This window comes from Salinicoccus albus DSM 19776, from assembly GCF_000385175.1.
Taxonomy (GTDB): domain Bacteria; phylum Bacillota; class Bacilli; order Staphylococcales; family Salinicoccaceae; genus Salinicoccus; species Salinicoccus albus.
In genome coordinates this window covers 12,472-25,683 of record NZ_ARQJ01000028.1, presented here as the reverse complement: position 1 = coordinate 25,683, position 13,212 = coordinate 12,472, and the positions used below count along the sequence as shown (strand labels likewise).

Annotated in this window: 9 protein-coding genes; 3 read left to right on the top strand and 6 right to left on the bottom strand. The window is 46.9% G+C overall.

Annotated elements, in window-relative coordinates; genetic code table 11:
* Positions 1-11 precede the first annotated feature (11 nt).
* Complete coding sequence (locus G343_RS0107810) at positions 12-1,202, bottom strand: glycine C-acetyltransferase (RefSeq protein WP_020007574.1); 1,191 nt, start codon at positions 1,200-1,202, stop codon at positions 12-14.
* Positions 1,203-1,338: 136 nt separating this feature from the next.
* Here G343_RS0107810 and G343_RS0107805 point away from each other — a divergent pair, with 136 nt between their 5' ends.
* The 3 genes from G343_RS0107805 to G343_RS0107795 are packed head-to-tail and all read left to right on the top strand — an operon-like array spanning position 1,339 to position 4,855.
* Entirely contained in the window at positions 1,339-2,529 is a 1,191-nt protein-coding gene (locus G343_RS0107805) for a M20 metallopeptidase family protein (protein WP_020007573.1), read from the top strand.
* On the top strand, positions 2,502-3,692 hold the full coding sequence (locus tag G343_RS0107800; RefSeq protein ID WP_020007572.1) for an amidohydrolase: 1,191 nt from the start codon (positions 2,502-2,504) through the stop codon (positions 3,690-3,692). The genes G343_RS0107805 and G343_RS0107800 overlap by 28 nt, the downstream gene beginning before the upstream one ends.
* The gene (locus tag G343_RS0107795) at positions 3,689-4,855 is read left to right on the top strand and encodes a M20 metallopeptidase family protein (protein WP_020007571.1); all 1,167 of its coding nucleotides are present in this window, start codon (positions 3,689-3,691) and stop codon (positions 4,853-4,855) included. The genes G343_RS0107800 and G343_RS0107795 overlap by 4 nt, the downstream gene beginning before the upstream one ends.
* Before the next feature lie 59 nt (positions 4,856-4,914).
* Here the strand turns inward: G343_RS0107795 and tuf are convergent, their stop codons facing one another.
* The 5 genes from tuf to rpoC form a co-directional block, all read right to left on the bottom strand.
* A complete protein-coding gene (gene tuf / locus G343_RS0107790; RefSeq protein ID WP_020007570.1) occupies positions 4,915-6,102 on the bottom strand; it encodes an elongation factor Tu in 1,188 nt (395 codons plus the stop codon).
* A gap of 124 nt (positions 6,103-6,226) precedes the next feature.
* Positions 6,227-8,311, bottom strand: a complete 2,085-nt coding sequence (gene fusA, locus G343_RS0107785) for an elongation factor G (RefSeq protein ID WP_020007569.1) — start codon at positions 8,309-8,311, stop codon at positions 6,227-6,229.
* 63 nt (positions 8,312-8,374) lie between these two features.
* On the bottom strand, positions 8,375-8,845 hold the full coding sequence (gene rpsG / locus G343_RS0107780) for a 30S ribosomal protein S7 (protein ID WP_020007568.1): 471 nt from the start codon (positions 8,843-8,845) through the stop codon (positions 8,375-8,377).
* A 57-nt stretch (positions 8,846-8,902) separates the two neighbouring features.
* Positions 8,903-9,322, bottom strand: coding sequence for a 30S ribosomal protein S12 (rpsL, locus tag G343_RS0107775; RefSeq protein WP_020007567.1), 420 nt, complete (start codon positions 9,320-9,322; stop codon positions 8,903-8,905).
* A 240-nt stretch (positions 9,323-9,562) separates the two neighbouring features.
* Positions 9,563-13,186 carry a DNA-directed RNA polymerase subunit beta' gene (gene rpoC / locus G343_RS0107770; RefSeq protein WP_020007566.1) on the bottom strand — a complete coding sequence of 1,208 codons (3,624 nt, stop codon included), beginning with the start codon at positions 13,184-13,186 and terminating at the stop codon, positions 9,563-9,565.
* Positions 13,187-13,212 lie beyond the last annotated feature (26 nt).

The following is a 13,212-nucleotide window of genomic DNA, read 5'->3' as shown; positions in this document are numbered from 1 at the left end:
TTCTCCTTAAATTATGAAATGACATTGAGCGATTTGCCCACTTTTTCATATATTGCGAGCGCCTCATCCAGCATCTCCTGCGTATGTGCTGCTGTCGGCATATTTCTCACACGCCCTGCGCCTTTGGGCACTGTCGGAAAGACGATGGATTTGGCATATACGCCTTCCTCCTTCAGACGTTTTGAAAACTCCTGGGTTGTTTTTTCATCACCGATGATACATGGTGTAATCGGTGTTTCTGAACTGCCAATGTCAAAGCCCAGATCTTTAAGGCCTTTTTTGAGATAATTGCCGTTGTCCCAAAGCCTGTCGTGGAGTTCCGCAGAGTCCATCAGTATCTGAACCGCTTCAGTAATTGCCCGGGTATCTGCCGGAGCCAGTGAAGTGGAAAACAGGAATGGCCGTGAAGCCACTTTCAAGTAATCGATCAGGTCTTGTGAACCGGCCACATAACCGCCGACTACACCGATAGCCTTGGATAATGTGCCCATCTGAATATCGACATCATTCTGCAGACCGAAGTGCTTCACCGTGCCTGCCCCTTTGCCCATTACGCCGGAGCCGTGAGCATCATCGACATAAGTGATGAGATCGAATTCTTTGGCGATTTCAACAATTTCCGGCAGCAGAGCTACATCGCCATCCATGGAGAAGACGCCATCTGTAATATACATGACCTTATTATACTCCCCGGATTCGACAGCTTCCTTCGCCTTCTGCCTCAAGTCATCCATATCGGAGTGATTTACGCGGATGATCTTCGCTCGGGAAAGCCGGCATCCGTCAATGATTGAAGCATGGTTCAATTCGTCAGAGAGGATCGCATCTTCCTTGTTCATCACTGCCGGAATCGCAGCCATATTACAGTTGAAACCGGACTGGAAAGCGATCGCTGCTTCAGTCCCCTTGAATTCTGCCAGCTTATCCTCCAGTTCAACATGAATGTCGAGTGTCCCATTGATCGTACGGACAGCGCCCGCACCAACGCCGTGCGTATCGATCGCCCCCTTGGCTACCTCTTTCAGCTTCTCATGCGTTGCCAGTCCGAGGTAGTTGTTAGAGGAAAGGTTGATGAGTTTTTTACCTTCAATTGTAATCTCAGGACCATTTGACCCCTCCACTACATCAATTTCATTGTATAACCCGTTGTCTTTAAGATCCTCCAGATTGGATGCAAGATATTCATTCAAAATTTTAGACATTCAAAATCTCCTCCTCTTTCCTTTATCATATCACAAGTCCGCTCCAACATAATATTGAAAACGGGACATCTTCAAAGTTTCTAAAAATCCGAAAATTTGATAAAATTAAGTAATATGATTAATGGAGGATGATGGCATGGAAATACAGAAAATCGCAGAAGCCATTCTGCCTGAAATGATTGATACGCGGCGATATCTTCATATGCATCCCGAAGTATCTTTCCATGAAAAAAAGACTTATCAATACATACTGGAACGCCTCAGCCATTACCCTGAGGTCACTGTCAGAGAGGGGGTTGGCGGCGGCGGTCTGCTGGCCACAATCGGCAGGGCGCCCCACCCCCATATCGCAATCCGTGCCGACTTTGACGGGCTGGCAATCCAGGATCAAAAAGATGTGCCCTATAAATCAACTGTTGACGGTGTCATGCATGCCTGCGGCCACGACGGACATACCAGCACACTGCTCGCACTCCTCGAGACCGTCAATGCCAATAAAGACAAGCTGAAGGGAAGCATTTCATTCCTCTTCCAGTTTGCTGAAGAAGTCCAGCCGGGCGGTGCCAGGGCAATGATTGCAGACGGCGTGCTGAAAGATATCGATAAAATATATGGACAGCACTACTGGAGCCAGTACAGAACCGGTCTGATCAAAACGAAACCGGGACCAATCATTGCGAGTCCGGACTACTTTGAAATCAAAATTAAAGGTAAAGGCGGGCATGCCGCCCGGCCGGAAGATGCTGCAGACCCGATTGTCATCGCCGCGGAATTGATTACAAACCTGCAGACCATAGTATCCAGACAAGTCGCCCCCATGGATAACGCAGTGGTGACAATCGGTATGGTAGAGGCCGGCAATGCATTCAATGTCATCCCGGACACGGCGAAATTAACGGGTACTGTCCGTACATTCAAACAGGACGTCAAAGAAAATATCAGGGATATCTTTGAGAAAGAAGCGAATCTCACTGCTGAAAAACGCGGCGCTTCTGCTGAAATCTACTATCAGTTCGGTTACCCGGCTGTCATCAACCATGAAGCTGAAGCCGGTGTAATCAGGCAGGCGGCGGCTGACCTTGGCGTGGAATACGAAGAAGCCAAACCTCTGATGATTGGCGAGGACTTCTCCTACTACATTAATGAACGTCCGGGCTCATTCTTCTTTACCGGCTCGGGCAATCACGATAAATTAAGCGATTTTGTCCACCACCACCCCAAGTTCGATCTGGATGAAGAGGCGATGTTGAACGGCTTATCCATGTTTATGAAAATACTTGAAATCGAGCAGGTGATTGAATGGAAACAGCCATCATTGAACAACTGACTCAAGACAGCTATAACGAAATGGTCAGACTCAGGCGTTATTTCCATATGTATCCGGAACTTTCCTTCCGGGAAGTGCAGACACCCGCCTACATCGCTCAATATCTCAGGGAACTGGGGATAGATGTAGAGGAAGGTGTCGGCGGACGCGGTGTCATCGGCCGGCTGATGATTGACGCGTCCCTTCCGACAGTCGCACTCAGAGCCGATTTTGATGCATTGCCGATACAGGATCAGAAAGATATACCTTATCGCTCGACCGTCCCGGGTGTGATGCATGCATGCGGCCATGATGCGCATACTTCGGTGGTGCTGACCGTTGCACGTATTCTAGCGCAGCAAAAAGAGACATTGACAGGTAATGTCGTCTTCATATTCCAGCATGCGGAGGAAGTCGACCCGGGCGGTGCCATACAAATGATTGCGGATGGATGTCTGGACGGGGTGGATGCGATTTTCGGCCAGCATGTATCCAGCTATCTCGATGTAGGCACCATCGGATATAAATATGGTACAGCAACCGGTATTCCGGACGATTTCACAGTAAAAATCAACGGGCTTGGCGGTCACGCATCCAACCCTCATAATACCATCGATCCGCTCGCGGCAGCCATTTCATTCTGCACGCAAATGCAATATGCTGTCACACGCAAATCAAAACCGATGGAACCCGTTGTACTCTCCATCACCATGTTCAACGGCGGCACTCAGCACAATGTCATTCCGGATATGGTTGAAGTCGGCGGCACCATACGGACATTCAACTCAGATGCGCAGAATGTCATGATCAGTGAACTCAAAAAATGTCTTGAAGGATTAGTTACCACGACTGGCATTTCCTATGATCTGGATTATATGAAAGGTTACCCGCCAGTGATCAATGATACGGATAAAACAGATCTCATACTGGAATCGGCTCAGGAAATTTCTTCAGTGAAAAAGGTGGAAGAACTGGAAGCCGGCCTGGGCGGCGAGGACTTCTCATACTATCTGCAGCGCGTGCCGGGCACTTTCTACTACACCGGAACGCGGAATGCTAATTTCAAAGCAGACTACCCGCACCACCATGCAAACTTCGACATCGATGAGCAAGGGCTTATCAACGCGGTGTCAGTCATGCTTAAATCAGTTTTTAAGTTTTTTGATAAGGAGACAGGACTATGATAGATACAGCCACTGAGATTGAAAAGCGATATGAGGAAATGGTCGGACTCAGACGCCATATGCACATGCATCCGGAAGTTTCATTCCATGAGGAAAATACGAAGCAGTATATATATGAACAGATTAAAGATTTGGGACTCGACATAAGAAAGGATGTTGGCGGAAACGGCATCATCGCCAGGCTTCAGATAAATGACAGTTACAAAACAGTCGCTCTGCGTGCAGATTTTGATGCCCTGCCAATCCAGGATGAAAAAGATGTTCCCTACAAGTCGAAAAAGGAAGGCGTGATGCATGCCTGCGGTCACGATGCACATACCGCCATGTTGATTACCGCCGCCCGGATACTCTCTGCCTATAAAGATGAACTGCCTGTTAATGTGGTATTTATCCACCAGCACGCAGAAGAATCACTGCCCGGCGGAGCCAGAGCAATGATAGAAAACGGGGCGCTCGAAAATATCGATTATATATTTGGCACGCATGTCTCCAGCAACTATCCAGTTGGAACATTATCTTATACTTATGATTATGCTTATGCCAGCGTGGATTCATTTGCCATTACTCTCCAGGGGCAGGGCGGACACGGGGCTGAGCCGCATGAAGCCAATGATCCGGTCGTTGCAGCCGCTTCATTGATACAGCAGCTGCAGTCCATAGTCTCCAGAACTGTAGATCCGCTCAAGTCTGCAGTCGTCACTGTCGGAAAATTCAACAGCGGCTCCGCATTTAATATCATCCCGGGTACCGTTGAAATCGAGGGGACAGTAAGAACTTTTGAGAGAGAAGTCAAAGAAAAAGTGAAAAAACGAATGGAAGGTATCGCCAGAGGAATAGAATCAAGCTATGATGTTAAATGCGACCTTGCTTATACTGAGGGATACCCCGCACTCCTGAATGACAATACCCAATTGAATCACTTAGTTGATGTGATGCAGGAAGCAGAATACGTCAGCCGATGTGAAGAAAATCCGCCGGTAATGGGAGGTGAGGACTTTTCCTATTTCCTTCAGAATATCCCGGGGGCATACGTCTATACAGGGGTGCAGAACAGCAGCATCGATGCAGACTATCCCCACCATCATCCAATGTTTGATATCGATGAAACAGGGATGAAAGCAGGTGTGGAAACCCTGATTAATACCGTATTACAATTTAAATAACAACAGAACAGCAAAAAACCCGGGACAAAAAAGTCCCGGGTTTTTACTGTTCGTCACTGTTATTTTTCGATGCTTGTTACAACGCCTGATCCAACAGTACGTCCACCTTCACGGATGGAGAAACGTGTACCGTCTTCGATAGCGATCGGAGAAATGAGTTCAACTGACATTTCAATGTTATCGCCAGGCATAACCATTTCAGTTCCTTCCGGAAGTGAAATGACACCAGTTACATCCGTAGTACGGAAGTAGAATTGAGGACGGTAGTTGTTGAAGAATGGTGTATGACGTCCGCCTTCTTCTTTTGAAAGTACATAAACCTCAGCTTTGAAGTCTGTATGAGGTGTGATAGAACCAGGTTTAGCAAGTACTTGGCCCCGGTTGATGTCATCACGGGCTACCCCGCGCAGGAGTGCTCCAATGTTGTCGCCAGCTTCTGCATAGTCAAGAAGCTTACGGAACATTTCAACACCAGTAACCGTTGTTTTGGCAGATTTCTCTGCAAGACCGATGATTTCAACATCGTCACCGACTTTGATTTGTCCGCGGTCAACACGGCCAGTTGCGACTGTACCACGGCCAGTGATTGAGAATACGTCCTCTATCGGCATCATAAATGGTTTATCAGAGTCGCGCTCTGGCGTTGGAATATAATCATCCACGGATTGCATAAGTTCGAGCACTTTATTTTCATGCTCTTCATCGCCTTCAAGCGCTTTAAGAGCTGAACCGGAAATTACAGGAATGTCATCCCCAGGGAAGTCGTATTCAGAAAGAAGTTCACGCACTTCCATCTCTACAAGCTCAAGAAGTTCTTCATCGTCTACCTGGTCAACTTTGTTCAAGAATACAACAAGTGAAGGTACACCGACGTTTTTAGAAAGCAGGATGTGCTCACGAGTTTGTGGCATCGGGCCATCTGCAGCAGATACTACAAGAATCGCTCCGTCCATTTGAGCAGCACCTGTGATCATGTTTTTAACATAGTCAGCGTGCCCTGGAGCATCGATGTGCGCATAGTGGCGCTTGTTAGTTTCGTACTCGACGTGAGCAGTGTTGATTGTGATTCCACGCTCTTTTTCTTCCGGAGCGTTATCAATCATGTCATAGCTTTGCGCTGTAGTGTCGCCATGTTTAGCAAGTACTGTTGCGATAGCAGCTGTTAAAGTTGTTTTACCGTGGTCAACGTGACCAATTGTACCAATATTGGCATGTTCTTTGGAACGGTCGAATTTTTCTTTTGCCATTTTGTTATACCTCTCCTTAAAATTAAGTTGTTTTGTTATATTGAAACTCGAGAGCGGGAGTTCCCCGCTCGAGGTGTTTCTAAATCACTTATATCTGATTTAGTTTTAAAAATCAAGCAACAGATTATCTACCTGTGTTTTTCTTGATGATTTCTTCCGAGATTGATTTAGGAACTTCTTCATAATGGTCGAAGGCCATAGTGTAAGTGCCGCGTCCCTGTGTATTGGAGCGGAGATTGGTTGCATAACCAAACATTTCCGACAGTGGAACGAAGGCATCAACCACCTGTGCACCACCGCGTTCACCCATACCCTCAACACGTCCGCGACGACTTGTCACGTCACCCATAATATCGCCGAGATATTCCTCAGGCATGACGATTTCAACTTTCATCATCGGTTCCAAAATCACTGGATCACAGACTTTTGCAGCTTCTTTGAGCGCCATGGATGCTGCAACTTTAAACGCCATCTCAGAGGAATCGACTTCGTGGTATGAGCCATCGAAAAGCCTTGCTTTAACATCAACCAATGGATAGCCTGCAAGCACACCGCCTTCAAGTGAATTTTTCAACCCCTCTTCAACTGAAGGGATGAATTCACGCGGTACAGCACCTCCGACGATATTATCTTTAAATTCGAATCCGCCGCCCTGTTCATTTGGTGTGAATTCAATGTGTACGTCTCCAAACTGGCCGCGACCGCCGGACTGACGTGCGAATTTACCTTGAACAGATGCGCTTGTTTTAAATGTTTCACGGTAGGAGACCATGGGCGCTCCCACATTACAATCGACTTTAAATTCACGCTTCATCCGGTCAACGAGAACGTCAAGGTGAAGCTCACCCATGCCCCCGATAATGACCTGACCGGTTTCATTATCAGTTCGTGCTGTGAAAGTCGGGTCTTCCTCCTGAAGTTTGACAAGTGATGATGTCATCTTGTCCTGGTCGGCTTTGGATTTAGGTTCAACAGATAAGTGAATCACCGGTTCCGGGAATTCCATTGATTCCAGGATTACATGCTCACCTTTCTCATCACAGAGTGTATCCCCTGTGCCTGTATCCTTCAGGCCGACTGCAGCTGCAATATCTCCGGCATGAACAGCTGAAAGTTCCTGACGGGAGTTGGCATGCATCTGCAGGATACGTCCGACACGTTCACGTTTGTCTTTTGCTGAGTTCCTGACATATGAACCGGACTCCAGCGTCCCGGAGTACACACGGAAAAATGTAAGCTTACCGACGAACGGATCGCTCATGACTTTGAATGCAAGCGCTGAAAACGGCTCGGAATCATCAGGTCTGGCAATGATTTTCGCATCCTCATCATTCTTTTTGTGACCTACAATCGGTTTGACATCCAGCGGGGAGGGCAAATAATCAATGACTGCGTTAAGCAGAAGCTGAACGCCCTTATTCTTGAATGCTGTACCGCACATTACAGGATAGAATTCAACATCACAAGTCGCCTGACGGATTGCCGCCCTCAGTTCATCAGTGTTGATTTCTTCTCCGCCGAGGTATTTTTCCATGATCTCTTCGTTTACATCTGCAAGCCCCTCAATAAGGCCTTCCCTGAGTTCATCAGCTTTCGCTTTGTAATCATCAGGAATTTCAATTTCTTCAATCTCAGTTCCAATGTCATTATTATAGTAAAATGCTTTCATTTCTATGAGATCAATAATCGCTTTGAAATTATCTTCAGCACCAATCGGGTACTGGATTGGATGGGCGTTGGCCTGAAGACGATCGTTGAGTGTGCTCACCGCATAGTCGAAATCAGCGCCGACCTTATCCATCTTGTTGACAAATACAATACGAGGGACACCGTAAGTCGTTGCCTGCCTCCAAACCGTTTCAGTCTGAGGTTCAACACCGGACTGTGCATCGAGTACAGTGACTGCACCATCAAGTACACGCAGTGAACGTTCAACCTCAACTGTGAAGTCTACGTGCCCCGGCGTATCAATAATGTTTACACGGTGGTCATCCCATTGAGCGGTTGTTGCAGCAGATGTGATTGTGATACCACGTTCCTGTTCCTGCTCCATCCAGTCCATTTGGGAGGCACCTTCATGAGTTTCACCAAGTTTATGAATACGGCCTGTGTAATAAAGAATACGTTCAGTCGTCGTAGTCTTACCAGCATCGATGTGAGCCATGATGCCGATGTTACGAGTTCTTTCTAAAGAGAATTCTCTTGCCATTGGTATTCTTTTCTCCTTCCAAGAATGGGTTGAAATTTTAAGGCTGTATATAATATCCGCCTTCTACCAACGGTAGTGAGCGAATGCTCTGTTTGCTTCAGCCATTTTGTGAGTCTCCTCACGCTTCTTCACTGCACCGCCTGTGTTGCTGGCAGCGTCAAGAATCTCGTTCGCAAGACGTTCTTCCATTGTCTTTTCCCCGCGCAGACGCGCGTAGTTCACAAGCCAGCGTAGTCCGAGAGTTGTACGGCGTTCCGCACGTACCTCTACCGGCACTTGATAGTTGGAGCCACCTACACGGCGGGCTTTGACTTCAAGTATAGGCATGATGTTTTCGATTGCTTCATCAAAAACTTCCATGGCATTTCTGCCGGAACGTTCCTCAACAAGATTGAATGCTGCATATAAAATTCCCTGGGAAGTACCGCGTTTACCGTCAATCATCATTTTGTTGATCAGTTTAGTCACAAGTTTTGAGTTATGAATCGGATCCGGCAGTACATCTCTTTTGGCAACTGGTCCTTTACGTGGCATTAAGTCAGCCTCCCTTCCATTTCAGATTGTCTTCATCTGTATCTTGATACAGTTTAATTATTTTTCTTCCTTAGGTTTCTTAGTACCGTAAAGTGAGCGGCCTTGTCTGCGACCGTCAACACCTGAGGTATCAAGGGCACCGCGGACAACATGATAACGTACACCCGGAAGGTCTTTGACACGTCCTCCACGGATAAGCACAACACTATGCTCCTGAAGGTTGTGGCCAATTCCAGGAATATACGCGTTCACTTCAGCATTATTTGACAGTCTCACACGGGCATATTTACGCAGCGCAGAGTTCGGTTTTTTCGGTGTCATTGTGCCTACACGTGTACACACACCACGTTTTTGCGGTGCATTTTCGTTAGTCACACGGTTCCTCAAACTGTTGAACCCTCTGTTCAATGCCGGTGAGTCAGTACCTTTATGTTTAGACTGACGAGATTTTCTCACGAGCTGGTTAATAGTTGGCATTGTGATCCTCCTTTCTTAACTTAATCCCACACATCCAGGTGGTTCATTTTTTGGGTATAAAAAATGTGTAAGAAATAATTCTTACATTTCGACATTTTGTCTCTATATATAAAGGCATAAAAGCCCCGCATAGAGTAACCTTAATAATAATATCATCATGCCTGTTTGATGTCAACAAATTTTATAAATGAAATGGGGGTCCGATCCCGGCATCACCGGGTCCGGACACTCCCATTTAAATCAGTCTTCAACGAGCGTTTCTTCCGGCACGGTTTCGACTGGTTTTGGTTCAGTTTCGACTTCTACATCACGATATTTTGCAATACCTGTGCCTGCAGGAATCAACTTGCCGATGATAACGTTCTCCTTGAGTCCGAGAAGTTCATCGCGTTTTCCTTTGATTGCAGCGTCAGTAAGCACTCTTGTTGTTTCCTGGAAGCTTGCTGCAGAAAGGAAGCTTTCAGTTTCAAGTGAAGCTTTCGTAATACCCAGCAATACAGGTTTAGCTGTGGCCGGACGTTTACGTTTCTGGAATATTGCCTTATTGGCATCCGTAAATGCATGAAGGTCGACAAGTGATCCAGGCAGAAGAGAAGTGTCTCCTGCGTCGATGATCCTTACTTTTCTCAGCATTTGTCTTACCATAACTTCGACGTGCTTGTCGTCAATTTCAACACCCTGCATGCGGTAAACTTTCTGGACCTCTTTTAGCAGATATTCCTGTGTGCGGTTCAAACCGGCAATTGTGAGCAGTTCTTTCGGTTCAATGGAACCTTCAGTCAGCTGCTGTCCCGGCACAACTTCATCACCAATATCGACAATGAGTCTGGCAGTGGCCGGTGCTGTATAAGTTTTGGTTTCCTGCTCACCTTTAATTTTAATTTCCTGCTGACGATCTTTGACAATCTCAATGTCTGTGACTTCACCGCGTATTTGCGTGACCATCGACTGCCCTTTCGGATTACGGGCTTCGAACAGTTCCTGAATACGCGGCAGACCTTGCGTAATATCACTTCCGGCTACCCCGCCAGTGTGGAATGTACGCATTGTGAGCTGCGTGCCCGGTTCACCGATGGATTGTGCAGCGATCGTACCGACTGCTTCGCCGACTTCGACTTTTTCACCTGTTGCAAGGTTTTTACCGTAGCAGCGCTCACATACACCATGACGCGAGTTACAAGTGAATGCCGAACGGATGTACATTTTCTCGATGCCGCTGTCCACAATTTTTTTCGCAAGATCCATCGTTATCAATTCATTTGAATTTACAAGGATCTCTTTAGTTTCCGGATGCCGTACCGTTTCTTTAGAATAACGTCCTTCAAGACGGTCAATCAGCGGTTCGATCATTTCTGTGCCTTCCATAAGTGCAGAAACAAGCAGGCCTTTATCCGTACCGCAATCCTCTTCACGGACGATAACATCCTGTGCCACGTCTACAAGACGGCGGGTCAGGTAACCTGAGTCAGCTGTCTTCAGTGCAGTATCGGCAAGTCCTTTACGTGCACCATGTGTAGAGATGAAGTATTCGAGCACAGTCAGACCTTCACGGAAACTCGACTTGATCGGCAGTTCAATAATCTGTCCGGATGGGTTGGCCATCAAACCGCGCATACCCGCCAGCTGGGTAAAGTTAGATGCGTTACCACGGGCGCCAGAATCACTCATCATGAAGATCGGGTTCAATCTGTTCAGTGATTCCATCAACCGCTCCTGGATTGTATCTTTTGCTTTAGTCCAAAGGTCTATGACAGCACCATAACGCTCTTCTTCGGTGATCAGACCGCGGGTGAACTGTTTTTGAACCTTTTCGACTTTTTCTTCAGTATCATCAACAATCTGCTGCTTGTCCGGCAGCACTACGATATCGGAGACACCGACTGTGATACCTGCTTTGGATGAATATTTGAAACCAAGGTCCTTCATAAGGTCCAGCATTACGGAAGTCTCTGTAATATGAAACTTATTGAACACCTCGGAAATGATCTGTCCAAGATAATTCTTGTTGAATGGTTCAACAAGCGGTGTTTCTTCAAATTTAGCTGCCAGGCCTCTCTCAGTTAATTCTGATGCTTCAACAAAATATTTATCCGGTGTTTTGAATTCCAGATTTTCTTTTGTGGGTTCATTGATGTACGGGAAGGACGGCGGCATGATTTCGTTGAAGATAACTTTTCCGGTCGTCGTCATCAGAATCTTGCCTTCGTTTTCCTTAGTCACCTTATCCCCGCCATATGCATTCGTGTGAACACCAATGCGTGTATGCAGCTGAACATAACCATTCTGGTAGGCCATCACGACTTCATTTGGATCTTTGAAAATGTGACCTTCCCGGTTGGTATTGTCTTTTTCAAGTGTCAGATAGTAGTTTCCGAGCACCATATCCTGGGATGGTGTCACAACCGGCCTGCCATCTTTCGGGTTCAGGATGTTCTGGGCAGCAAGCATCAGCATCCGTGCTTCAGCCTGTGCTTCTTTGGAAAGCGGCACGTGGACAGCCATCTGATCCCCATCAAAGTCAGCATTGTACGCTGTTGTCACGAGCGGGTGAAGGCGTATCGCACGACCTTCGACAAGTTTCACTTCGAATGCCTGAATACCCAGACGGTGAAGTGTTGGTGCACGGTTAAGAAGTACCGGGTGTTCTTGAATCACATCTTCAAGAATATCCCAGACCTCATCATCCATCCGTTCAATTTTGCCTTTGGCATTCTTGATATTCGTTGCCATTTCCCGTTCAACCAGTTCTTTCATTACGAAAGGCTTGAACAACTCAAGCGCCATTTCCTTCGGTAGACCGCACTGATACATTTTCAGAGTCGGTCCGACAACGATGACGGAACGGCCGGAGTAGTCCACACGCTTGCCGAGAAGGTTTTGACGGAAACGCCCCTGCTTACCTTTAAGCATATGGGATAATGATTTAAGCGGACGGTTGCCCGGGCCTGTCACCGGACGACCGCGGCGTCCGTTATCAATCAATGCATCCACCGCTTCCTGCAGCATACGTTTCTCGTTCTGGACAATGATGCCTGGCGCACCAAGATCAAGCAGACGTTTCAGACGGTTGTTACGGTTGATTACCCGGCGGTAAAGGTCGTTTAAATCAGATGTGGCAAAACGTCCCCCGTCAAGTTGAACCATCGGACGGATTTCTGGCGGGATGATCGGCAGTACATCCAGAATCATCCATGATGGATCGTTGCCTGAACTACGGAATGATTCAACAACTTCCAGACGTTTAATCGCTCTTGTCAGACGCTGTCCCGTCGCTGTCTCCAATTCTTTCCTGAGATGCGCAAGCTCTTCTTCGAGATTCACATCTTCCAGAAGATCCCTGATAGCTTCAGCACCCATTTTTGCAGAGAAAGTATTGCCGTGCTTGTCGTAATACTCACGGTATTCCCGTTCAGTCAGCAGCTGTTTGGTTTCAAGACCTGTTGAACCCGGTTTGATCACTGCATAGGAAGCAAAATAGATAACTTCCTCGAGTGAACGCGGTGACATATCTAACAGAAGGCCCATGCGGGAGGGAATCCCTTTGAAATACCAGATGTGGGAAACCGGGGCAGCCAGTTCAATGTGCCCCATTCTCTCACGCCTTACTTTAGCACGCGTTACTTCTACGCCGCAGCGGTCGCAGACCATACCTTTGTATCTGACCCGTTTATACTTCCCGCAACTGCATTCCCAGTCCTTGGTCGGACCGAAAATCTTTTCACAGAACAAGCCTTCTCTTTCAGGCTTCAATGTCCTGTAGTTAATTGTTTCTGGTTTCTTGACCTCTCCGAATGACCATGAACGAATTTTTTCAGATGAGGCCAAACCAATTTTCATATATTGGAATCTATTGACATCTATCAATGAGCTTTCCTCCCTAAAGTATTATC

Excerpts from the sequence above, each read along its gene's own strand:
- G343_RS0107810 (WP_020007574.1), bottom strand. The coding sequence starts at position 1,202 with ATGTCTAAAATTTTGAATGAATATCTTGCATCCAATCTGGAGGATCTT.
- tuf (WP_020007570.1), bottom strand. The coding sequence starts at position 6,102 with ATGGCAAAAGAAAAATTCGACCGTTCCAAAGAACATGCCAATATTGGT.
- G343_RS0107805 (WP_020007573.1), top strand. The coding sequence starts at position 1,339 with ATGGAAATACAGAAAATCGCAGAAGCCATTCTGCCTGAAATGATTGAT.
- G343_RS0107795 (WP_020007571.1), top strand. The coding sequence starts at position 3,689 with ATGATAGATACAGCCACTGAGATTGAAAAGCGATATGAGGAAATGGTC.
- fusA (WP_020007569.1), bottom strand. The coding sequence starts at position 8,311 with ATGGCAAGAGAATTCTCTTTAGAAAGAACTCGTAACATCGGCATCATG.
- rpsG (WP_020007568.1), bottom strand. The coding sequence starts at position 8,845 with ATGCCACGTAAAGGACCAGTTGCCAAAAGAGATGTACTGCCGGATCCG.
- G343_RS0107800 (WP_020007572.1), top strand. The coding sequence starts at position 2,502 with ATGGAAACAGCCATCATTGAACAACTGACTCAAGACAGCTATAACGAA.
- rpsL (WP_020007567.1), bottom strand. The coding sequence starts at position 9,322 with ATGCCAACTATTAACCAGCTCGTGAGAAAATCTCGTCAGTCTAAACAT.